The 20,462-nt window shown below is 62.2% G+C and carries 22 protein-coding genes; 14 read left to right on the top strand and 8 right to left on the bottom strand.

Annotation, left to right across the window (positions count from 1 at the left end; translation table 11 throughout):
* The first annotated feature begins 142 nt into the window (after positions 1-142).
* The gene (locus tag QZ501_RS06525; protein ID WP_151439045.1) at positions 143-1,054 is read left to right on the top strand and encodes an alpha/beta hydrolase; all 912 of its coding nucleotides are present in this window, start codon (positions 143-145) and stop codon (positions 1,052-1,054) included.
* Here the strand turns inward: QZ501_RS06525 and QZ501_RS06530 are convergent.
* Positions 1,037-2,326 (bottom strand): M48 family metallopeptidase, encoded by a 1,290-nt coding sequence (locus QZ501_RS06530; protein WP_151439046.1) that lies wholly within the window; start codon positions 2,324-2,326, stop codon positions 1,037-1,039. The genes QZ501_RS06525 and QZ501_RS06530 overlap by 18 nt on opposite strands.
* Before the next feature lie 79 nt (positions 2,327-2,405).
* Here QZ501_RS06530 and QZ501_RS06535 point away from each other — a divergent pair, with 79 nt between their 5' ends.
* From QZ501_RS06535 to QZ501_RS06550, 4 genes are all read left to right on the top strand, one after another.
* Positions 2,406-2,882 (top strand): PaaI family thioesterase, encoded by a 477-nt coding sequence (locus QZ501_RS06535; RefSeq protein ID WP_151439047.1) that lies wholly within the window; start codon positions 2,406-2,408, stop codon positions 2,880-2,882.
* Positions 2,879-3,310: a PaaI family thioesterase gene (locus tag QZ501_RS06540; RefSeq protein ID WP_151439048.1), complete on the top strand. Its 432-nt coding sequence runs from the start codon at positions 2,879-2,881 to the stop codon at positions 3,308-3,310. Before QZ501_RS06535 ends, QZ501_RS06540 begins: the two co-directional genes overlap by 4 nt.
* Before the next feature lie 192 nt (positions 3,311-3,502).
* A complete protein-coding gene (htpG, locus tag QZ501_RS06545; protein ID WP_295718162.1) occupies positions 3,503-5,410 on the top strand; it encodes a molecular chaperone HtpG in 1,908 nt (635 codons plus the stop codon).
* Between the two features lie 12 nt (positions 5,411-5,422).
* Positions 5,423-5,686, top strand: coding sequence for a DUF2835 family protein (locus QZ501_RS06550; protein WP_151439050.1), 264 nt, complete (start codon positions 5,423-5,425; stop codon positions 5,684-5,686).
* Positions 5,687-5,725: 39 nt separating this feature from the next.
* Here QZ501_RS06550 and QZ501_RS06555 read toward each other — a convergent pair whose 3' ends face one another.
* The gene (locus QZ501_RS06555; RefSeq protein ID WP_151439051.1) at positions 5,726-6,301 is read right to left on the bottom strand and encodes a lytic transglycosylase domain-containing protein; all 576 of its coding nucleotides are present in this window, start codon (positions 6,299-6,301) and stop codon (positions 5,726-5,728) included.
* A 10-nt stretch (positions 6,302-6,311) separates the two neighbouring features.
* A complete protein-coding gene (locus tag QZ501_RS06560) occupies positions 6,312-8,042 on the bottom strand; it encodes a proline--tRNA ligase (RefSeq protein ID WP_295718166.1) in 1,731 nt (576 codons plus the stop codon).
* Positions 8,043-8,167: 125 nt separating this feature from the next.
* Between QZ501_RS06560 and QZ501_RS06565 the strand changes: the two genes are divergently transcribed.
* Positions 8,168-8,575, top strand: coding sequence for a PaaI family thioesterase (locus QZ501_RS06565; protein WP_295718168.1), 408 nt, complete (start codon positions 8,168-8,170; stop codon positions 8,573-8,575).
* Positions 8,572-8,790 carry a DUF3565 domain-containing protein gene (locus QZ501_RS06570; RefSeq protein ID WP_295718171.1) on the top strand — a complete coding sequence of 73 codons (219 nt, stop codon included), beginning with the start codon at positions 8,572-8,574 and terminating at the stop codon, positions 8,788-8,790. Before QZ501_RS06565 ends, QZ501_RS06570 begins: the two co-directional genes overlap by 4 nt.
* A gap of 8 nt (positions 8,791-8,798) precedes the next feature.
* Here QZ501_RS06570 and QZ501_RS06575 read toward each other — a convergent pair whose 3' ends face one another.
* Positions 8,799-9,293, bottom strand: coding sequence for an Lrp/AsnC family transcriptional regulator (locus QZ501_RS06575; RefSeq protein ID WP_295718173.1), 495 nt, complete (start codon positions 9,291-9,293; stop codon positions 8,799-8,801).
* Between the two features lie 462 nt (positions 9,294-9,755).
* Here QZ501_RS06575 and QZ501_RS06580 point away from each other — a divergent pair, with 462 nt between their 5' ends.
* Positions 9,756-11,432 carry a 2-isopropylmalate synthase gene (locus QZ501_RS06580; RefSeq protein ID WP_295718175.1) on the top strand — a complete coding sequence of 559 codons (1,677 nt, stop codon included), beginning with the start codon at positions 9,756-9,758 and terminating at the stop codon, positions 11,430-11,432.
* 91 nt (positions 11,433-11,523) lie between these two features.
* Here QZ501_RS06580 and lipA read toward each other — a convergent pair whose 3' ends face one another.
* A complete protein-coding gene (gene lipA, locus QZ501_RS06585) occupies positions 11,524-12,564 on the bottom strand; it encodes a lipoyl synthase (protein ID WP_151439057.1) in 1,041 nt (346 codons plus the stop codon).
* 386 nt (positions 12,565-12,950) lie between these two features.
* Between lipA and cysQ the strand changes: the two genes are divergently transcribed.
* The 4 genes from cysQ to QZ501_RS06605 all read left to right on the top strand — a co-directional run bounded on the left by cysQ (position 12,951) and on the right by QZ501_RS06605 (position 16,001).
* Complete coding sequence (cysQ, locus tag QZ501_RS06590; protein WP_295718179.1) at positions 12,951-13,718, top strand: 3'(2'),5'-bisphosphate nucleotidase CysQ; 768 nt, start codon at positions 12,951-12,953, stop codon at positions 13,716-13,718.
* A gap of 96 nt (positions 13,719-13,814) precedes the next feature.
* The gene (locus QZ501_RS06595; RefSeq protein ID WP_151439059.1) at positions 13,815-15,200 is read left to right on the top strand and encodes a sodium-dependent transporter; all 1,386 of its coding nucleotides are present in this window, start codon (positions 13,815-13,817) and stop codon (positions 15,198-15,200) included.
* 4 nt (positions 15,201-15,204) lie between these two features.
* Positions 15,205-15,471 (top strand): Smr/MutS family protein, encoded by a 267-nt coding sequence (locus QZ501_RS06600; protein WP_151439060.1) that lies wholly within the window; start codon positions 15,205-15,207, stop codon positions 15,469-15,471.
* Complete coding sequence (locus tag QZ501_RS06605; RefSeq protein WP_151439061.1) at positions 15,468-16,001, top strand: DUF192 domain-containing protein; 534 nt, start codon at positions 15,468-15,470, stop codon at positions 15,999-16,001. The genes QZ501_RS06600 and QZ501_RS06605 overlap by 4 nt, the downstream gene beginning before the upstream one ends.
* On the opposite strand, the gene QZ501_RS06610 is transcribed toward QZ501_RS06605, so the two are convergent.
* Positions 15,995-16,726, bottom strand: coding sequence for a thioredoxin domain-containing protein (locus QZ501_RS06610; protein ID WP_160898077.1), 732 nt, complete (start codon positions 16,724-16,726; stop codon positions 15,995-15,997). The genes QZ501_RS06605 and QZ501_RS06610 overlap by 7 nt on opposite strands.
* A 97-nt stretch (positions 16,727-16,823) precedes the next feature.
* Between QZ501_RS06610 and QZ501_RS06615 the strand changes: the two genes are divergently transcribed.
* Positions 16,824-17,216, top strand: coding sequence for a DUF393 domain-containing protein (locus QZ501_RS06615; RefSeq protein ID WP_151439063.1), 393 nt, complete (start codon positions 16,824-16,826; stop codon positions 17,214-17,216).
* A gap of 2 nt (positions 17,217-17,218) precedes the next feature.
* Positions 17,219-17,464, top strand: a complete 246-nt coding sequence (locus QZ501_RS06620; protein WP_095617435.1) for a ClpX C4-type zinc finger protein — start codon at positions 17,219-17,221, stop codon at positions 17,462-17,464.
* Positions 17,465-17,520: 56 nt separating this feature from the next.
* Here the strand turns inward: QZ501_RS06620 and QZ501_RS06625 are convergent, their stop codons facing one another.
* Positions 17,521-19,602, bottom strand: coding sequence for a dehydrogenase (locus tag QZ501_RS06625; RefSeq protein ID WP_151439064.1), 2,082 nt, complete (start codon positions 19,600-19,602; stop codon positions 17,521-17,523).
* Positions 19,603-19,898: 296 nt separating this feature from the next.
* Entirely contained in the window at positions 19,899-20,108 is a 210-nt protein-coding gene (locus tag QZ501_RS06630; protein ID WP_077530880.1) for a cold shock domain-containing protein, read from the bottom strand.
* Positions 20,109-20,462: the final 354 nt, after the last annotated feature.

The following is a 20,462-nucleotide window of genomic DNA, read 5'->3' on the forward strand; positions in this document are numbered from 1 at the left end:
GATTCCCTGCGTAGAAAGCGGTTTCGCGTTGAACGTGATAGGCTACGCCACCGTGCGCAGGCCCACCTGAATTGTCCGACGCCTTTTGTACCACAGCGCCGGAACCGATGACAGGGTGGCAGGTTATCCAGAACGGGAGGACATGGCATTGGCACAAACGGCACCCGCACCCATTCCCGGATTGCAGTACTGGGAGCGCCGCACGTCCGCGGGCCATCTCGTCACAGGCTGGCACTCACAACCCAGTGGCCGACCGGTGGTGCACTTCATCCATGGCAACGGCTACAACAGCCTGGTCTATCTGCCCCTCCTGGAGCGCCTTGCCGAGGACTATGACCTGTTCCTGAGCGACGTCCAGGGCCATGGCGCCAGTGAAGAGAACGGTGAATTTCTGGGCTGGAACCGGACCTCCGAGCTGTGTGAGGAAACCTGGCAGGCATTCGCCCATCTCTGGGAAGGGCAGCCCCATTACGCCATGGGCCACAGCTTCGGCGGCATCATGAGCCTGTTGATGATGGAGCGGGATCCGGCCCTCTTCGACCGCGCCGTCCTTCTGGACCCGATTATCTTCTCCAGGCGGATGCTGTGGGTGATGCGCATTGGTACCTGGCTTGGACTCTGGCAGAACAATGGCTTCTCGAAGAAGACACGGCAGCGCCGGCGTGAGTGGCCGGATCGTGCCACCGCGCTGGAAAGCCTGGAAGGGCGAGGCATGTTCCGGGGCTGGACTCCGGAAGCGCTCCGGGCCTACGTGGACCATGCGCTGATCGAGCAGGACGGCCAGGTGGTGCTGCGGTGTCCGCCAGAGGTGGAGGCGGCGATTTTTGCCGGCTATCCACGTGGACTGTGGCGGGCCATGAAGCGCTTGCGCACCCCCAGCCATGTGATCCATGGCGAGAGTACCTACGACTTCGTGCGCGACTCCGTTGCACAATGGGTCACACTCAACCGGAACGTGAGTGCCGAGACACTGCCCGGGGGGCACTGCTTTATGCAGCAGGCCCCGGGAACCGCGGCCGAAAAGGTGCGCGCAGCGCTAGCCGCCGCTCAGTGACTCCAGCCTCTGGCGGGCAATATCGCCAATCCTGCCTTCGCCCTGGGCGGCCTTCTGGTAGTACTGGCGGGCCTCGCTGGTACGCCCCTGGCCGGAAATCGCATCGCCGAGCCCAAGGTAGGCGATGCTGGTGGGCACGACCTCCAGCGAGGCCTTGAAGTCCTTCTCCGCGGCGTCAAAGTTGTCCAGCTCCTCATGGGCCAGACCCCGTCCGATGCGGTAACTGAACATCTCCGGGTAGAGCTCCACCGCCCGGTTGTAGTCCGCCAGTGCGGACTCGGTCTGACCCTGCTGCATCCGGATGTCGGCGCGCAGTTCCCGGAACGCGGCCTCGTCTGGAACCTGCTTTATGGCCTGCTCCAGCAGAGCCAGAGCCTTCTCGGACTCCCCTTCGCCGGCGGCCTTACGGGCCCGGTCGTAGGCTTCGTAGGCATCCGCATCCTCGCGTAGTCCGGCCATCATGCGCTGATAGCGTTCTTCCCCGAAGGTGCCTTCGCGCCCCAGTTCATCAGCAATCCGGCGGTTGGCCTCGACGCGCTCCTGGGACGGTGGGTGGGAACGGAAAAGCCCGGTTACGAAGTTGCTCTGCTCGTTCTTCGACAGACGCACGAAGACCTCCTGGAGCTGGACGGCGGCTTCCGGGTTGTAGCCGGCCTCGGCCATGTACTGCATGCCGTAGCGGTCGGATTCCAGCTCGTGGCTGCGGCTGTACTGCGCCATGATCAGCTGCGAGCCAAGGGCGGCGCCGCCCATGATCAGCCCGGCGTATTCATTGCCGTTCAGCGCCAGACCCAGGCCTATACCGGCCACCCCCAGGTTGATGAGGGTGCCGCGCTGCATGCGCTGCGCACTGTGGCGGGCTGCCGCGTGTACGATCTCGTGCCCCATGACGGCTGCCAGCTGGGCTTCGTTCTCAAGCTCCGTGAGCAGGCCCCGGTTGATCGCGATCTTGCCTCCGGGCAGGGCCCAGGCGTTGGGTACGCCGCTGTTGATCACGGTGAACTCGTAGGGGAGGTCGGGGCGGTCGCTGACGTCCGCCAGGGACTGGCCCACCTCGGACACGTAGTTGTTGAGTTTCTCGCCCCGGTAGTAGCGCCCGCCCTGGGTCTGGATGGTGGGCTGGTACTGCTCCCTGCCGATCTGGAGCTCATCGGACTCAGAGACCAGGCGCAGCTCACGCTCACCGGTGACGGGATTGACACCACAGCCGCCCACGAGAAGGGTTGTGAGGATCAGGGCCGGAAGGGCATGAAGGTGTTTCAGGCGCCGCATGGGTCAGGGTACCTCGTCTGTGAAAGGGAGTCAGTTTCCGTTATAGTGCGCCGGATTCCACGCAGATTGCAAAGCCGCCATGAATGATGAAACCCTGCTCGCACGGGTCTCGCGCTTCATCGGGACCCTGCGTCACTGCCAGCATCTGGGTATCCGGGCTGTATCCGCCACGGAGAATGAGCTGGTCGTTGAACTGCCTTATTCCGATGCCATTGTAGGCAACCCGGAGACCGGGGTGATCCACGGCGGGGCGATCACCACGCTCATGGATACCGCCTCCGGTACGGTGGTGATCTGCGCGCTGCCGGAGTTCGAGCTCTGCCCTACACTCGATCTGCGGGTGGACTACATGCGGGCGGCTGAGCCGGGGCATCCGGTGTACGCACGGGCACGGGCCTACCGGGTAACCAGTAATATCGTCTTTACCCGCTGTGAGACCTTCCAGGAGGATCCGGAGCAGACCATTGCCCACTGTGTGGGAACCTTCATGCGGATCGGCCCGGAAGCCACGCCCAAGGCCTACCGTGACCTGATCACGGGAGGGTATGACGAATGAGCCTGTCCGGTGAGATGCGCAGTGCCCTGGAGGCCGGGGATTACCAGGCCCTGATCCAGGCCGTGCCCTACGCCCGAACCCTGGGCATGGAATGCGAGACCTTCGGGGAGGAGGTGGTTTTCCACCTGCCCCGCAGCGATGACAACCTCGGCAATCCCATCCTGCCTGCCATCCATGGTGGCGTGATTGGTGGCTTCCTTGAGATGTCCGCCATGATCTCGCTCATGATGTCCCAGGAGACCCCCAGGCTGCCACGGATCGTGGACTTTTCCCTCGACTATCTGCGTGCCGGGCTGGACCGGGATACCTTCTGCGAGTGCCACCTGACCCGCCAGGGCAACCGGGTGGCGAACGTGATCGTGACCGCGTGGCAGCAGTCCCGGCGTAAGCCCATTGCGACGGCACGCGCGCACTTCATCATGGATTGACCCCGAAACCTGAACCTGTAGGAGCTTGCTTTGCAAGCGATATCGCGAGCAAGGCTCGCTCCCACGGTAATATCGCTTGCAAGCAAGCTCCTACAGGTTGACGACACCCCTTGAAATCCGGCGCACTGCCCCAAAATTGCTAGCTGACAACAGGTTCAAGCAGGCAACAACCATCAAGGAGTGCGGCGCATCATGACTGCCGAAGCACAGAAAGAAACCCTCGGCTTCCAGACCGAGGTCAAACAGCTCCTCAACATCGTTATCAATTCCCTGTACTCCAACCGGGAAGTCTTCCTGCGGGAGCTGATCTCCAATGCCTCCGACGCTGAGGACAAGCTCCGCTTCGAGGCCCTGTCCAATAATCAGCTTCTGGAGGAAGACCCGGATCTGGCGATTCATCTGAGCTACGATTCAGAGGCTGGCACCATCACCATCCGGGATAACGGCATCGGTATGACCCGGGGCGAGGTGATCGAGAACCTGGGCACCATCGCCAAGTCCGGTACCTCGGACTTCCTCAACCAGCTCACTGGTGACCAGCAGAAGGACGCCAAGCTCATTGGTCAGTTTGGTGTGGGCTTCTATTCGTCCTTCATCGTTGCCGACCAGGTGGAAGTGACCACCCGCAAGGCTGGGACGGGCTCCTCTGAAGGCGTGCACTGGGTCTCCAGTGGCGACGGTCAGTTCACCATTGAGCCTGTTGAAAACGCGCTGCGGGGGACAACCGTGGTCCTGCACCTGCGTGAGGATGCGAAGGATTTCGCGGACGGCCACCGTCTGCGCCATCTGGTGAAGAAGTACTCCGATCATATTTCGTTCCCGGTCCGCATGCCCCCGGAGCCGACCGGTGAAGAGGACGAGAACCAGGAGGACAAGCCCGCCGAGGAGACCGTCAACGAGGCAACGGCCCTGTGGACCCGGCCGCGTAATGAGGTTTCCGAGGACGAGTACAAAGCGTTCTACAAGCACATCGCGCATGACTTCGAGGACCCGCTGACCTGGTCCCACAACCGGGTGGAAGGCTCGCTGGACTACACCAGCCTGCTCTACATTCCGGGCCGGGCGCCGTTCGACCTTTACAACCGGGAAGCCTCACGTGGCCTGAAGCTGTACGTGCAGCGCGTTTTCATCATGGACGACGCCGAGCAGTTCCTGCCGCTGTACCTGCGCTTCGTGCGCGGCGTGATCGACAGCAATGACCTCTCGCTGAACGTCTCGCGGGAGATCCTGCAGAACGACAGCACCGTTGAGAGCATCCGCACGGCGCTGACCAAGCGGGTGCTGGACATGCTCAAGAAGCTGGCCAACAACGACCCGGAGAAGTATCAGCAGTTCTGGGACCAGTTCGGTCAGGTACTCAAGGAAGGGCCCGCGGAAGACTTCGGCAACCGCGAGAAGGTCGCGCCGCTGCTGCGGTTCGCCTCCACCCATACCGGCGAGCCCACGCAGAACGTGTCGCTGGATGACTACGTGGCCCGCATGAAGGAAGGCCAGGAGAAGATCTACTTCCTGACATCGGACTCCCACCAGGCGGCCAAGGCGAGCCCGCACCTGGAGATCTTCCGCAAGAAGGGCATTGAGGTGCTGCTGCTGTCGGATCGCATCGATGAATGGATGATGGGGTACCTCAGCGAGTATGAGGGCAAGCACCTGCAGGACATCTCCCGTGGCGAACTGGACCTGGACGAGGTCGAGTCCGAAGAGGAGAAGAAGGAGCAGGAGCAGGCCTCCGAAGAGCACAAGGACCTGGTCGAGCGTATCCAGAAGGTGCTGTCCGACCGGGTGAAGGAAGTGAAGGTGACCAAGCGCCTGACCGAGTCACCGGCTTGCCTGGTGGTTGGCGATTACGACATGGGCCAGCAGATGCGCAAGATCATGGAAGCCGCCGGCCAGCCGCTTCCGGATTCCAAGCCCATCTTTGAGATCAACGTGGATCATCCATTGCTGCAGCGGCTTGAGAAGGAGCAGGGCGAGGAGCGGTTCTCGGATCTGACCCAGGTGATCTTTGATCAGGCGACACTCGCCAGCGGTCAGGAGATCGAGGATCCGGGCACCTATGTATCCCGCCTCAACCGTCTGCTTCTGGAACTCGCGGAGTAAGCGGGAGGACGTATGGCCGGAGAGTCAGTGGTCGTGGATGTGGTGATCCATCGGGATGACTGGCTCCGGGTCTATGAAGGGACCGCCTGGCGCGTCTGGGTCAAGGCGCGTGACGGGCGGTCCGTCGTCTTTCCTGCCCGTATCCTTCAGCGCTGGATGGAGCATGACGGTGTCTTCGGCACGTTCATGATCCACTACGATGGCGAGGGTAAATTCCACTCTGTTGCAAAAATCGGCGACGTTCCGCGGAACACACCGGCTTCCCCGATCGGCTGAACGGAACTGAACTGAACCGGAATCCGCCCTCACCGAGGGTCAGCGATTGACGTGGAAGTGCTGTTCCAGCGCATCAAATACCCGTTCCGGGTACCACACCTTGCCGACGCTGCCGTTGTAGCGGGCCAGCGCCTTTGCGAGGTTCCCGTCTTCCTTTTCCAGGTAGTGCGCCAGAATGGTGGTGCCGTAGACCAGGTTGGTTTCCACCTTGGTGAGGTTGTCCTCGGGGCGGCCGATCTCCTTTTTCCAGAAGGGCATGACCTGCATCAGGCCCTGGGCGCCAACCGGGGAGATGGCGAACCGGTCGAAACCGCTTTCCACCTGGATCACTGCGAGGACGACTTCCGGGGAAAGGCCGCGTCGGCTGGCTTCCCGATGCACCAGCCGGAGAATGCGCAGGCGGCGGTCGTGGTTATCCAGCCAGCGTTCGGTGCGGCCGGACATATCCACAAGCCAGACCTCGGCGTCGAAGCGGTCGTCGAAACTGTCCGCGGCATTCACAGCCTCGCGGAGTTTGGACCGCAGTTCCGGATCCGGTTGGCTGGTGGCGGCATGGATCGGGCTCGCCAGCAACAGGGCAAGCCCGAGTACAGCGATGCTGACGGCGGTGCGCATATTCCGGAGTCTAGTCCGCGATCACCCTGGCCGCCAGGAAGCGGATGATGTCATCCGCCGCCACATCCTGTTTGTCCGCGTCGGTGCGGCCCTTGTATTCAAGGGTGCCGGCTTCCAGGCCGCGGTCACTGATGACCACTCTGTGGGGTATGCCGATCAGCTCCATGTCCGCGAACTTCACCCCCGGGCGCTCTTTGCGGTCATCCAGCAGCACGTCATAGCCGGTCTGGCGCAGCTGGTCATAGAGCTTCTCCGCGGCCTGTGCCACGCGCTCGGACTTGTGCCCGTTGAGCGTGACAATGGCGATCTCGAAGGGGGCGATGGCGGTGGGCCAGGTGATGCCGCTGTCGTCGTGGTTCTGCTCGATGGCGGCCGCCACCAGGCGGGAAACCCCAATGCCGTAGCAGCCCATGTCCATGTGCACGGACTTGCCGTTTTCATCCAGAACGGTGGCGTTCATGGCCTCGCTGTACTTGCGGCCCAGTTTGAACACATGGCCTACCTCAATGCCACGCTGGATGCCAAGTACGCCATGGCCGTCCGGGCTGGGATCGCCTTCCTCAACCTCGCGCAGGTCGGCGGCCTCGCCCAGGGCAACATCGCGGTCCCAGTTCACGCCGGTCAGGTGGTAGCCGGTACGGTTGGCGCCACACACAAAATCCGCGAGATGGGCCGCGGCGTGATCCACGATCATGGGAACCCTGAGGCCCACAGGGCCGATGGAGCCGGCGTCGACGCCCAGCGCCTTACGGATCTCCTCATCACTGGCCATGGTCAGCGGCTCGGCAACGTCCGCACGCCGCTCCGCCTTGAGGTCGTTCAGGGTATGGTCACCGCGCAGTACCAGTGCCACCAGTGGCTGCTCGTTGCTGTCCTCATCCTTCGGGGCATGGACCAGCAGGGTCTTGAGGACCCGGTCCGGCGTTGTGTTCAGGTAGCCGGCCACCTGTTCGATGGTGTTCTGGTCCGGGGTGGCCACTTCCTGCATGGCTTCGGTGGCGGTGGGGCGCTCACCTTCCGGCGCCAGGGCTTCGGCCAGCTCGGTGTTGGCGGCGTAGTCGCTGTCCGAGCTGAAGGCAATGGCGTCTTCGCCGGAGCTGGCCAGCACGTGGAACTCCTGGGACTTGCTGCCGCCGATGGCGCCGGAGTCCGCCTCCACGGCCCGGAAGTCCAGGCCCAGGCGACGGAAGATGGCGCTGTAGGTGTCGACCATCACCTGGTAGGTCTCGTCCAGTGACTCCGAGCTGGCATGGAAGGAATAGGCGTCCTTCATCAGGAATTCGCGGGAACGCATCACGCCAAAGCGCGGACGGCGCTCATCCCGGAACTTGGTCTGGATCTGGTAGAAGTTCGCCGGCAGGTCGCGGTAGCTCTTGAGCTCGTTACGGGCGATGTCGGTGATCACTTCCTCGTGTGTGGGGCCGTAGCAGAAGTCACGCTCGTGGCGGTCCTTCAGGCGCAGCAGTTCGTCACCGTACTCCTCCCAGCGGCCGCTCTCCTGCCAGAGCTCGGCCGGCTGAATGGCCGGCATCAGCACTTCCTGGGCGCCGGACCGGTCCATTTCCTCGCGCACGATCCGCTCAACCTTGCGCAGCACGCGCAGGCCCAGTGGCAGCCAGGTGTAGAGGCCACCGGCGAGGCGGCGGATCATGCCGGCGCGAAGCATCAGCTGGTGGCTGACAATTTCAGCGTCTGCCGGGGTTTCCTTGAGGGTGGCGATCAGGTACTGGCTTGCTCGCATAGGGGCTGAGTCCGTCTGGATGATGCAAAGATGACTGTTCGGTAAGTGGGGGTTATTCTACGAAGTCCGCCGGCCAGGGTACAGGGTGGCGGTTACGCCAGCAGTAATCGGGAGGCAGAGACAGCATGAAGTTGAGTGCCGAGGAAGTGCAGCAGTTGATCCGGGACGGCGTGCCGATGGCCGAGGATATTGATTTCCGCGTGGAACTCATTGAGTACCACGCGGCCACTGCCCGTGTGCCCTTCAGCGAGCGTATGGTGCGCCCGGGCGGCACGCTCTCCGGCCCGGTACAGATGGCGCTGGCGGATGCCACCATGTATGCGGCGGTCCTGGGGGCGCTCGGAGAAGTGCAGATGGCGGTCACCAGCAACCTGAACATCAACTTCCTGCGCAAGCCGGGTCGCTGCGATCTGATCGCCCGTGGTCAGGTTCTGAAACTGGGCAGCCGCAACGCCTTCTGCGAGGTGCAGCTGTTCTCCGAGGGCAGTGATGAACTGGTGGCTCATGTCAGCGGGACCTATTCCCTGCCATGAGACAGCCGATCACGGGTTATCACCGGGATGAGGAGGGGCACTGGGTGGCGCAGCTGGCCTGTGGTCACAATCAGCACGTACGCCATGACCCGCCATTCATCAACCGCCCCTGGGTGGTCACCCCCGAGGGGCGTGATTCAATGCTCGGCACGGCGCTCGCGTGCAAGAAATGTGATGAGGGGGCGCCGCCGGATGAGCAGCCACTGCAAACCTGAGCCCGCCTTCAGAGGTACTTCAGCGGCAGCTCCGTGTTGTCGATCACACGCCGCATCACGAAGCTGGAGTGCACGCCGCTGACGCCGGTGATGCGAGTAATCTTGTTGAGCAGGAACTGCTGGTAGTGCTCCATGTCCGGCACCACCACCTTGAGGATGTAGTCCGCCTGCTGTCCGGTGATCAGGTAGAGTTCCTGGACTTCCGGGTAGGTGGAGACCTGGTCCTCGAATTCCTGGAAGCGTTCCGGGGTATGGCGGTCCATGCCGATCTGCAGGATGACCGTCAGTGAAAGGCCGAGCTTGCGCCGTTCCAGCAGGGTCTTGCGGCCCAGGATGATGCCGGCCTCCTCCAGTGCCTTCACGCGGCGTGAGCATGGGGAGGGGGATAGGCCAACGCGCTCTGCCAGCTGCTGGTTGGTGAGGCCGCCGTCTTTTTGCAGGTATTCCAGGATCTGGCGATCAATGCGGTCGATCCGGACCAGTTCCGAGTCTGTTTTTGCCATGGAATAACGCCGTTTTTCGTGGGTTAGCTATTATTTGCCAATTTATGGATTGATAGTAGCATAATATTGCTTAAAAGTCGGAAATAACCACAAATTCGCAAACACATTGCTCGGTATTTTGGTTACCTTGGACATGTCCCCGGGAGGTGAGCCGGCGTTACCGCGCCGGGCCAGGCTTCCGGAAAGACGGCCCCGCACCAGGGGCCGTCGGTGGCGGTCCGCGACGCCACCCTGGACCGGGTGCCAAAAGCACCCGAAAGCGGAGCAGACGGTGTGATCCACCCTCCGCAGCGCAGGCGCGGCGGCAGGGCAGGCCCCGGGGCTTGCCCCACGCTTGTGCCGCTGGTGTTTCGACCACAGTATTGATGATAGACAGAGGCATCCGGGAAGCCGCGTGGACGGGTTCCCCGATGCCTTGATCCGATTTCAGGCACAGCAGGCAACGCAGAGAAGGAGCAGATCATGGCTTTTGACCATCGCAGGTACCGGCCCTTCAAGCCGCTCAACAAGTCCGATCGGCGCTGGCCGGATAAGGTCATCGAGAAGGCGCCGACTTATTCCGCGGTGGATCTGCGCGATGGCAATCAGGCACTGGTCAAGCCCATGAACATCGCGCAGAAGCAGCGCCTGTTCGACCTGTTGGTGAAGCTCGGCTACAAGCAGATCGAGATCGGCTTCCCGGCCGCCAGTCAGCCCGACTTTGATTTCTGCCGCAAGCTGATCAGTGAGGATCGCATCCCCGAAGACGTCAGTATCCAGATCCTGACCCAGGCACGGCCCGACCTGATCAAGCGCTCCTTTGAGGCGCTGGACGGCGTACACAGTGCGATCGTTCACGTCTACAACTCCACCTCCACCGCCCAGCGTGAGCAGGTGTTCGAGATGGATATGGAAGGCGTGAAGCAGATCGCGGTGGACGGTGCGAAGGAAGTCCAGCGCCATGCGAAGAACTATCCCGATACGGAGTGGATCTTCCAGTATTCCCCGGAAAGCTTCTCCGCGACCGAGGTGGATTACGCCGTAGAGGTGGTGGATGCGGTTAATGACGTCTGGCGCCCGGACCAGGGCCAGCAGGTGATCATCAACCTGCCGGCCACGGTGGAGATGGCCACGCCCAACGTGTTCGCGGATCAGATCGAGTGGTTCTGTGACCACGTGAGGTATCGCGATCACTTCAGCCTGAGCGTCCACACCCATAACGACCGTGGCTGTGCTATTGCGGCGGCGGAGCTGGCGGTCATGGCCGGCGCCGACCGGGTCGAGGGCACGCTGCTGGGCAATGGCGAGCGTACCGGCAACATGGATCTGGTGGCCTTCGGCATGAACCTGTACTCCCAGGGCATTGATCCGGAAGTGGATCTTTCCGGTATGGCCGAAATCGTGGACGTGGTTGAGGCCTGCACCGAGATCGCCACACACCCGCGCCATCCCTGGGCGGGCGAGCTGGTGTTCACGGCCTTCTCCGGCAGCCATCAGGACGCCATCCGCAAGTGCATGGCCAAGCACGGCGAGAACGACATCTGGAACGTGGCCTACCTGCCCATCGATCCCAAGGACATCGGCCGGCGCTACGAGGAAGTGGTGCGCATCAACAGCCAGTCCGGGAAGGGCGGCGTGGCCATGGTGCTGGAGCGCGACTACGGCATCAGCCTGCCGCGCTGGCTGCAGATCGAGTTCGCCAAGGTGGTCCAGAAGGAGGCGGAGATCACCGGTGGCGAAGTGGATTCATCCACCATCCACAAGCTGTTCGAGCGGGACTACCTGCAGGTACCCAAGGGCTGGACACTGCATACCTACGACCTGCACCGCACGGATGATGGCGTCCAGGCGTCGGTCGTGGTGGGCAATGGCGAGCGTACTGAACTCAAGGGTGGCGGCCAGGGCGCGGTTGAGGCCGTGGTGGATGCACTGCAGCACCGCCATGGCGTGAAGGTAGCCGTGGAGGCCTACGATGAGTTCGCGCTGGGCGAGGGCACCAGTGCCAATGCGCTTGCCTGCATCCGGATCCAGGTGAACGGCGAGGTCTACAGCGCGGCGGCGCTGGCCGAGGACACGACGTCAGCAACGCTCCAGGCGCTGCTGTCGTCTGTTGCGCGGTGTGTGAACGCCACGGCGGTGGATACCGCAGCCGTCCTGTAACGCAGGAGCGAGCTTGCTCGCGATTGGCCCCCCAGGGGCCTTACTGAAACGAATATCGCGCGCGAAGCGCGCTCCTACAAGCGAAAGACCCTCAGCCGACGGTCTTGACCGGAATGATATTCGGGTCCGGCTCCGCGCCCGGGACCTCCGGTGCCTCTGACAGCCCCAGGTTGTTCTGTTCGAACACCCGGTCCGCCCGGTAGCTGGAGCGGACCATGGGGCCGGAGGGCACTTCCAGGAAGCCCTTCTCAAGGCCCTTCTCGCGATACCACTCGAACTCCTCCGGAGTCACCCAGCGTTCCACGGGCAGGTGGTTCTTTGTGGGCTGGAGGTACTGGCCGAAGGTAACGATATCCACGCCGATGGCGCGCAGATCGTCCATGGTTTCCAGGATCTCTTCCTCGGTCTCGCCCAGGCCCAGCATCAGGCTGGTCTTGGTGATGACCTTCGGGTTGTGCTTCTTGGCATGCTCGAGCACGTCCAGTGTCTTCTTATAACCGGCGCGCGGGTCACGGACGCGCTCAGTCAGCCGCTCCACGGTTTCCACGTTCTGCGCGAAGACTTCCAGTCCGGAGTCCACAACGGTCTCAACGTGCTCGTTGATGTTGTCGAAGTCCGGGGTCAGGGCTTCCACGGCCACGTGCGGGGTGCGGCGCTTGATGGCGCGCACGCAGTCGGCGTAGTGGCCGGCGCCGAAGTCGTCCAGGTCGTCCCGGTCGACGGAGGTGAGCACGATGTAGCGCAGGCCCATCATTTCCACGGAGTGGGCGGTGTTCTCGGGTTCGTCCTGATCCAGCCAGCCCTTGGGGTTGCCGGTGTCGACGGCGCAGAAGCGGCAGGCCCGGGTACACACAGAGCCCATGACCATGATGGTGGCGGTGCCGTTGTTCCAGCATTCGCCCATGTTGGGACAGTGTGATTCCTCACAGACGGTGCTGAGGCGGTGCTCGTGGACGTTGCGCTTGACCTGCTCGAAGCGCTCGCCGCCGGGCATACGCGCACGCAGCCAGGAGGGCTTGCGGGTGCGTTCGACTTCCTGGGCGCGGGAGGCTTTCTGGCCGTCCTTGATGGCGGCGATGCCGTGTTCGCTGCGGAATTTTTCGCCGCTGCGGGGTTTCTGGCGATCACTCATGGCGGTGTCCGGTCCCCTGGTCAGGTACCAGCCTGTAAAGGTGGCAGCCAGGAAAGGGTCCGGCAGCCTCTGACGGGAATCGCCACGAGTACTTTTCAGTTGCGCAGTCCTGCTTCACTGAAAAGTCCTGGGTTTACATCCGTGTAAACCCGTTTGCGCTTAATCGCGCAAACCCATGTAGGCTGCTCTTCCGCCATCCATGGCTCCAGAGCTTCCCGTCAGAGGCTGCCGGACCCTTTCCGATCCAGCGCGGATCAGGCCGGTACGGTTAACGATTGGTCAACCATTATAACGAAACTGCCGCCAAAAATCGTGGGTGACTGGACTCAGCCCGGCGCTGGCGCCACAATTCCGCCCATTAAAGCCACCCGTTACGGATTGTCTGCATGGATTACGACGCGCTTGTTCCCGAGGTTCTGGCCATTGCGGCGGATGCTGGTGAGAAGATCATGGCGTTCTATCGCCAGGACTATGAGGTGACGCAGAAGCAGGATGACAGCCCGCTGACGGAGGCGGATATGGCGTCCCATCACCGGATCGTCGAGGGCCTTCGGTCACTGTCGCCGAAGCTGCCGATCCTGTCCGAAGAGGAAGAGGTGGCCTGGGAGCAGCGCCGTGACTGGGACCGGTTCTGGCTGGTGGACCCGATCGACGGCACCAAGGATTTCATCAAGCAGAGCGGTGAGTTCACGGTGAACATTGCGCTGATCGAGAACGGGGTTCCCGTGTTGGGTGTGGTGACGGTGCCAGCCCTGGGTATTGAGTACTGGGGGACGCGGTCCAGCGGGGCATTCCGCCGCAAGGATGGCGAGACGGTGCGCCTTCAGGTGGCTGAGCCGCCGGATGAGAAGCGGGTGGTGGCGAGCAAGAACCATATGAACGCGGAGACGGAGGCGTTCATTGAGAGTCTGGGGCCGCATTGTCTGGTGCAGGCCGGGTCGTCGCTGAAGTTCTGCCGGATTGCCGAGGGCGAGGCGGATATCTACCCGCGGGTGGGGCCGACCTGTGAATGGGATACCGGTGCCGCCCAGGCGGTGCTGGAGGCGGCCGGTGGTTGCGTCCTGACCTTTGAGGGGGAGCCGCTGCTCTATGGCAAGGAAAGTGTGTACAACCCGCATTTTGTGGCGGCAGGGCCCTGGTTTACGCCGGTCTGAGCCGCCTCAGTATTGATCCGGTGATTAATAGCGGCTAGGGTTTCGCGGTTACACAAAGGTTTCAGAAACAACAGAAGAAGCGGGAAGGGCTCAACCATGAATGAGAAGCGAAGCTCGGTCCACGGTGAGTGGTCCAGTGGTCTGATTTTCATCCTTGCTGCCACCGGTTCCGCCGTGGGCCTGGGCAATCTGTGGCGTTTCCCTTATCTGGTGGGCGAAAACGGCGGGTCCGCCTTCGTCATACTGTATCTCGCCTGCATCCTGCTGGTTGGCCTGCCGATCATCATTGGTGAGGTCACCATTGGTCGCAAGGGCCGGCGCAGCCCCATCAACAGCCTGCGGCTGATTGCCCGGGAGGAAGGGCTCAACCAGAAATGGGCCCTGGTCGGCTGGATGGGCGTGATCGCCGGTTTCCTGATCCTGTCTTTTTATAGCGTCGTTGGGGGTTGGTCCCTCTATTACGGTTATGAGGCCCTGATCGGTGGTTTTGCCGGCATGACCTCGGATTCCGCCGAAGGGATGTTCAATGGGCTTGTAAGCAGCCCTTCCGCCGTACTTGGGTGGCACACGCTCTTTATGCTGATTGTGTTCGGCATCGTGGCTTCAGGCGTCAAGAAGGGCCTGCAGCGGGCGGTGACGCTGCTGATGCCCCTGCTCTTTATCCTGCTGGTGGGGCTGGTGGTCTACGGCGTGACCACGGAAGGCTTTGGTGATGCCATGACCTTCCTTGCCACACCGGATTTCAGTGCTCTGGACGGAGACACCGTGCTGGCGGCCCTGGGGCAGGCGTTCTTCACGCTGAGCCTGGGTATGGGCGCGATCATGGTCTACGGGGCCTATCTGCCGCAGGAGAACTCCATTCCGGTCAGCACTGGATGGATCGTGGGCATGGACACCCTGACGGCGCTGCTGGCCGGCTTCGCGATCTTTCCGATCGTGTTCACGGTTGGCCTTGAGCCAGGCGAGGGCCCGGGGCTGGTGTTCCAGACCCTGCCGATCGTCTTCGGTGAGATCACCTTCGGTGCGCTGCTTGGTGTTGTCTTCTTCGCGCTGTTGTCGGTGGCGGCGATCACCTCCGGCATGTCGCTGCTTGAGCCCGCTGTTGCCTACCTCTCCGAATCCTTCGGCGGAGGCCGGGTCAAGGCGGCGGCCATCATCTCCGCCCTGATCTGGTTGCTTGGCGCTGCCTGCGGCCTTTCCATGAATGCCTGGTCCGGCTTTCATCTGCTGCCGGGCATGACCATCTTCAATACCATCGAGTTCATCTCCAGCAATATCCTGCTGCCGCTGGGCGGGCTCTTTGTAGCGCTGTTTGTGGGATGGAAGATGCGCACCACGACAGTGGCCGCGGAACTCGATACCCACAACCACCACAACCTCTTCCTCCTGTGGTTGTGGGTGACCCGCATTGTTGCGCCCGCGGCGGTGCTGTTCATCTTCCTTAACGCCACTGGTCTGCTTTCCGTCATCACCGGGGAGTGATGCCATGGCCAAGCTGACGCTCGATCTGCATCCCATTTTCAATAAGGGGGATCGGATCGAGCAGGCGCTGGAGGACATCATCGACGAGGCGGAGCGCAAGCGCGTTCCGACCGTCGAGATCATCCCCGGCAAGGGCAGTGGTCAGCTCAAGAAGCGCGTCCTGCGCTTCCTGGATCGCAAGGACATCAAGCAGCGTTACCATCGCCTGGACAAGGACAGGGATAATCACGGACGTCTGTTCGTGTATTTCCGTTTCAGGGGGAAACGATGACGGTGCGCGTGCTGGTGCCCATTGTCATGGCCTTGATTGCTGGCTGCGGCAGCGTTACCGGGGAGGCCCCTGGAGGCTCCATTACCCTCTGCCTGCCTGCTGATGAGCGCCTGATTCCGTTGGAGGCGGAACTTGCCGTTACGCCCTCCGCCCGGCAGAAGGGTTTGAGTGGGCGGAAAGCGCTGTCGCGGCGTGCCGGTATGCTGTTTGTCTATCCCCGCCAGCAGGGGCCGGACAACAGCTTCTGGATGCACCGGACACGCATTCCACTGACCATCCTGTTCCTGGACGGCCAGGGCGTGGTGCGTTCCGTGCAGGATATGGCTCCGTGTCTGGAGGCGTCCGGTTCCGGGTGTCCCAGCTATCCGGCAGGGGTGGATCACTGGATGGCGTTGGAGGTGAACCAGGGGCTGCCGGCGGCGCTGGGCATCAGCGAAGGCGACAGCATCCGGCTTTCACGCGCCGGTGGCAGGGCGACCTGTGACAACGCCGGGAAACTGACGCCTGCGAGCCTGCCGGAGGCTCACTGAGCGGCGTTCAGCTCGCGCTCTATAACGGCTTCCAGCTGGGCCCAGTTGGCGCGCCTCAGGGGGATATTGTCCACCATCACCGTAGGGGTGCTGGTGACTCTCAGGTCCCGTGCCAGGTTGCGGCTCTCCCGGATTTCACGCTCAACCCGATCCAGCCCCATACAGCGTTCGAAAGCCCGCCTTTCCAGCCCGAGAGACGCGGCGTAGTCGCTGAACAGGCGCTGCGGATTGTCCGCGCTGCTCCAGTCATTCTGGCGCTCGAACAGACGGTCGTGCATCGGCTTCCAGGCATCCTGGTCCTCGGCGCAGCGCGCCGCTTTGGCCGCTGGAACGGCATTCTGGTGCTGACGCAGAGGCAGGTCGAAGAATACAAAGCGGACCTTGCCGGGCTCCACGTACTCCTCCATCAGCCGGTCATGGTTGGCCGCGAAGTCAGCGCAGGCCGGGCACTGGTAATCCGCGAATTCGCGCACGACCACTGGCGCGTCGGGATCACCGATGCGCACACCGAGGCGGTCCCGTTCGGCCGGGAACGGTGGCTGGTCTTCGGCTGTGGGCAGCGCGGTGGGCCCGGAAAGCGAGGGACTGGTCAGCCAGAACACGCCACCGATCACGGCGAGCAGGGCCGCGGCGAACAGGCTGCCACCAATCAGGCGCTGGCGGCGGCGTTTGCGGCTCAGCGGGCTGGGTTTTCCGGTCTTCTGGCGGTTCTTTGCTTCTCCCATGATGGGCTTCCCCGTTCCCTGTTCGTTATGATGGTTGAAAGTTCCCAGAGAGTAGCGCTGTCCCTCTGGGCTGACAACACCATGGCGGGAGGTCATCATGGGCGGCCAGAAGCGCCGGTTAGTGGTTTACTACGATGGCTCCTGCCCGGCCTGTATCCGGGACCGGCAGGTCTATGAACGCCTGGCCGGAAAAGCGGGCCGGAGTGTGGTCTGGTTCGACATCACTGGCCAGGAGGCATCCCTGCGTGAACGGGGGATCGATCCGGATCAGGCCCTGCAGGAGCTCCATGTCGAGGATGCGGATGGGCGCATCCACAGCGAGATGGCAGCCTATATCCTGCTGATGGGGCGGGTTCCGGTTCTGAAGCCATTGGCCTGGCTGCTGTCTCTGGGGCCGATCAAGCGCCTTGTGTCGGCGCTCTATCACCGCTGGGTCCAGCGCCGGCTGGCGCGTGAGGGCCGTCTGCCAACATCCAACCGGGAACCGTAACCATGAGTGATGATGACCAGGAGCTGGACCGCGAGATTGAATCGCTCGCGAGCCAGCTCGATGACGACAAGATGGATGCCATTGCGCGCCGGCTGGGGTTGCGGGATGACGAACAGGTTCACCGGACGCAGGCGGATGGGCAGTGCTCATTCTGCGGGCGCCCTCAGGCCGAAGTCGGCGCCATGGTGAGCAATGGCGCCGGGGCCCGTATCTGTGGTGAGTGCCTGGCGAGCTTCCGGTCCTCCTGAACCGGCCATAAAAAAACCGCGGCCGGAGCCGCGGTTTTCTTCTGAAAGGGCCGTTGTCAGGAGGCTGCCGCCTTCTTCTTCCCGCCCTTGCTGCCGGACTCGGCCGGCTTGATGCCGCGTTTCTCCATGGCAAGGGTGCGTACCCGGTCGAAATCCTCGTCCGTGTACACGCCGTTGACCCCGGAGATGGAGGCCAGTTTCATGCCGTGCTTGAGCCCCAGCTTGTAGATCTCGCGGACCTTTTCCCACTCGATCTCGCGACCCACGGTAAAGGTCTCGTAGCGCCCTTCGAGCGCCAGAACAATGGTTTCCGCCAGGCAGGCATAGGCCACTTTGGGCGGCAGACCAATGTTCTTCATCTTCACATCGCCAGGCAACTCGACCTCACCGGACTCGATCACCAGCACGTCCGGGCGCTTGGCCACGTCCTCCGGCGGGATATCCAGTGGCCGTGCCACGTCGGTGATCACGCAGCCCGGCTTAACCTCCATAATATCGAGGATGCGCTTGCCAGCCCCCGATGTAGAGGTCACGATCATGTCCATGTCCCGTAGGTACTTGTTGGGGTTGGACGTGACGTGGATCTTGGCCTCTGGTGTCTCCTTCATGATGGATTCCTTGAGCGCCAGAAGCCGGGCGGACTCGCGGGCCACGATGTAGACCTCGTCCACGGCCTTCGCCAGCAGGCGCGCGCAGACCGCACCGATGGAGCCGGTGGCGCCAACGACCATGGCCTTCGCCTTGGCCTTGTTGTTCTCGCCAATCTCCACCAGCCCCAGCTTCTTGAGCGCTTCGTGTGCGGCCCAGAGGGCGCCGGAGGCGCTGTAGCTGTTGCCGGTGGTGATCGGCAGTGGTGAGCGCTTGGAGACAGTCAGGCCAGCATCGCCGACGACCTTGGTGAAGGCTCCGAGACCCATGATCTGGGCGCCCAGGCGCTTGGCCAGCCGCGCCGCTGCCAGCAGGCGTCGGTAGGTGAATTCCGGACTGTGCGCCATGATCTCCTTGGGCGTGCCCCCCACGGTGATCAGCCAGCCCTCGGCCTCTGCGCCGGTGGGGGATTTGATCCCCGTCACCCGTGAATAGACGAAGGGTGGTGAGTAGGCCATCACCTTTTCCACCGTGTTCATGAAGGCCTTGGGCGCGTAGTTTGCCACCGTGTCCAGCGGTTTGGCGTTGCGAAAATACTGCTGTGACAGTGGGTGGATCACGAAGGCGAAGCGGCTGATGCGCTTGTACCCGGAGGGATACAGAATGCGCGGCTCAATGCCCTCATTGGTAATGATTTCCAGGTAGTCGTCATGGGTGATCTCGGCCGGCGAACGCTCGAGCGCGGCCAGGATCATCGCCTCGACAACGTTCACGCCCACGGTCTCATTGAAGATCTGGGGGGTGTAGTCGATGACGACGTTGACGCCACGATCCCCCAGCTCCTTGAGGCGTTCATCGGAGACGGAGGCGGTAAGCACGGTCTTGCCGGCAAGCTCTTCCAGGCCCATGGCCTCCAGCTCGTTGTAGCGGGCCGCGATGACGTCGGCGTTCTGGGCACCCTTACGCAGCACGTAGTCAGTCACATTCTTGGCAACCGGCAGCCGGCCAACGGTGTCGCCGATGTGCCATGACTGGATGGGGCCGGTGCCGGCGGCGTAACTCTCAAGCTGGCTCAGCGAGGTGAGCATCTTGGGTACGCCGAGCTGGGTCACCGGGTCGGCGAAGAACAGGTTCTCGGTGTATTCGCTGAATACACGGGCCGGGCGGTAGTTGGCCTGACCGTTCAGGAACAGCACCTTGGCGTTATTGAAGCATTCCTCCAGCTCCAGCTGGGTGTGGCGCACGGCCCAGTCCTGGAGGATGCTGCGCAGCGTTGCCCCGGTGGTTACGGGTACTGACTGAACGGCCTCCTGCAGCCGTTTGGTGTCTTCGTGAGTAATGGTATGGGTGCCGACCTGGTAATGGTCCTGCACCATGCCCAGCCCGACCACGTCGGCTTTCGGCTCCCACTCACGAATGGCGGTTTCGGCGCGATCGACGCTGCCATCGGTGCCGATCCGGATGACGCGTATGGTCTGACCAAGAAACTCGGTCTCAAGGTCATAATCGAGCCTGGCGGGCCCCAGGCTGATACTGACAACCGTCTTCATGGACTTCTCCCCTTGGTATTCCCGTTCAACAGCATGGTCCAGAACCTGTTTCCCTTCAAAGGAACCTTCAGGCTGCTGAACTCCGTTCTGATAGCCGGCGGATTCTGTGGTTGGCGTTATACGCCGGCGGACGGGATTGTGATTATGATTATGAATGCAATCGTCTCAGGCTATTTGGTCGATTGTCGGGCAGAGTATAACAGGGGGAGGAAAGGGGTCGGTACAGGGTGGAATATGATTTTTACAACAAAAAAAAGCCCGGCTCAATGAGCCGGGCTTTTCGACCTGCGGTCGCTTTACACGGCGGTTACGTTTTCCGCCTGCGGACCTTTCGGGCCCTGCGTAATAGCGAACTGGACTTCCTGCCCCTCGGTCAGCGTCCGGAAACCGGTTCCGTTGATCGCACTGTAATGTACGAATACGTCAGAGCCGTTTTCGCGAGCAATGAAACCGAAGCCTTTTGCTTCGTTGAACCACTTGACGCGACCAGTATTGAGATCAGACATGATGCACTTTCCTTAAAAAACACGATTTTCTTTCACACCCACCGTATTGTGGATGCTTTGAGCTGGGACGCTTGAAGGCCTTTCGGTGAGGAACGAACGAGGAGTCCTGATGCAGGTCGTCGTAATGCTTTCACTTACAAGAGCCGCTTAACGTGTGCAGCAAATGCAGTATCGGTGCTGTGGGGAGTCACGTCAAGCGTTTTCATCACCTGTATTCACGTTCTCGACACGGCAGTCCAGAGTACCCTCTCCGAGCCGCACGTGGACTGCGTCTCCGGGGGCGCGCTGTACGGCGTTTCTCAGGATTCTGCCGCTGTCGTCCTCGGCAATGGCGTAACCCCGGTTGAGGGTGGC

The sequence above is a fragment of the uncultured Halovibrio sp. genome (genome assembly GCF_913056445.1).
GTDB classification, from domain to species: Bacteria; Pseudomonadota; Gammaproteobacteria; order Pseudomonadales; family Oleiphilaceae; genus Halospina; species Halospina utahensis_B.